This window comes from Streptomyces sp. NPDC102274, from assembly GCF_044766385.1.
Lineage (GTDB): Bacteria > Actinomycetota > Actinomycetes > Streptomycetales > Streptomycetaceae > Streptomyces.
In genome coordinates this window covers 1-1,847 of record NZ_JBIWLW010000135.1, presented here as the reverse complement: position 1 = coordinate 1,847, position 1,847 = coordinate 1, and the positions used below count along the sequence as shown (strand labels likewise).

Sequence of the window (1,847 nt, the reverse complement as noted above, 5' to 3'; positions counted from 1 at the left end):
CGAATCAACTCCACAACCGACCGCTCACCCACCCCAACCCCCGGACCCGCCCACCCCATCAACAACCGCTCAAGCTCAACCCCACCCAACATCCCCACCCGCGCCAAAGGCACCGACGGCTCAGCCACCACCCGCTCCGCCAACACCAACCAATGCCCACACAACCGCTCAACCGTCCCCACATCGAACAGATCCGTATTGAACTCCGCCACCGCGGCGAGGCCGCCTCCCCTGCCGGTCTCCTGGAAGTGCAGGCTCAGCTCGAACTGCGCCGCCTCGCGCGGCATCTCCTCATCGGTCACTCGCAGACCCGGCAGCTCGAACTCCCCGATCGGCGTGTTCTGGAGCGCCACCAGGGCCTGCACGAGCGGAGTCCTGCTGGTGTCCCGCTCCGGGGACAGCTCCTCGATCAGCCGGCTGAACGGCACATCCTGGTGCGCGAACGCGTCGAGTGTCGTCGCTCGTACGTCGGCGAGCAGATCGGCGAAGCCGGCGTCCACGTCGATCTTCGAGCGCAGGACGAGGGTGTTGACGAAGAACCCGACCAGCCCCTCCAACTCCGCCCGCTCACGCCCCGACACGACCGTGCCCACCGCCACATCCCGCTGACCGCTGTACCGCGACAACAGCAACTGCGTCACCGCGGTCAGCACCATGAACAGACTCGCCCCGCCTGTCTGACCGACCCGCACCAGACGGGCTGTGAGGTCGGCGGGCACCTCGAAGGTGTGCATCGACCCGTTCGAGGTCCGCACCACAGGGCGCGGGCGGTCCGTCGGCAGTTCCAAAGGCTCAAGACCGTCCAACTGACCGCGCCAGTAAGCGATCTGAGAATCCAGCGCCTCTCCGGCCAGCCTCTCCCGCTGCCACACCGCGAAGTCCGGATACTGCACCGGCAACAACGGAAGCCGCGCCTCCGCACCCCGCACCGCAGCCGCGTACAACTCACTCAGCTCACGCGTCACCACACCCATCGACCACCCATCGGTCACGATGTGATGCATCGACAGCACAAGCACGTACTCGTTCTCCGACACCTCCGCCAGCAGCACGCGCATCAGCGGACCGGTCCGCAGATCGAACGGCGTGAGGGCCTCGGCACGCAGGACGGTCTCCAGTTCCGCCCGGGTCGGGGATACGACCGTGCGCACCGGTACGTCCAGCGAGGCGTGGACCACCTGGACGCCACGCCCGCCGACCGAGTCGAACGTCGTACGCAGCGCCTCATGCCGTTCCACCAGAGCGGACACCGCGGAACGCAGCGCGGAGAGGTCGAGTGTGCCGGTCAGGCGCAGACCGCCCGTGATGTTGTACTCCACTCCGCCGGGAGTGAAGTTCTCCAGGAACCACAAGCGCTCCTGGGCGAACGAGAGCGGCAGATGGCCGTCCCGCGCCGCGCGCTCGATACCGGCATCCGAGGCGTCCTCGCGAGCCGGGAGTTCCTCGGCCAGGCGGGCGACAGTGGGATGGTCGAAGAGAGCCCTGGGGGACAGTCCGGCCTTCAGCACCGAACGGATCCGCGAGACCACCTTCAGGCTGGAGATGGAGTCGCCGCCCAGCTCGAAGAAGTCGTCATGGGCTCCGACCCGTTCCACACCGAGAACTTCGGCCCAGATCTCGGCCAAGGCCATCTCAGGGCTTGTGCGGGGTGCGACATACTCCCCCGCCGCGTCGGGCTCCGGCGCGGGAAGCACGCGCCGGTCGACCTTTCCGTTCACCGTCAGCGGCAGCTCGTCCAGCACCACGAACGCCGACGGCACCATGTACTCGGGCAGCAGGCCGGCGGCGTGCTCCCGTACGAGCGAGACGTCCAGCTCACCCGACGACGGAACGAGATACGCCACCAG

At 67.7% G+C, this 1,847-nt stretch carries 1 protein-coding gene; it reads right to left on the bottom strand.

The features are described from left to right. Positions 1-1,847 (bottom strand): condensation domain-containing protein (locus ACIRQP_RS42385; protein ID WP_403900819.1); only part of this gene is annotated, 1,847 nt, incomplete at both ends.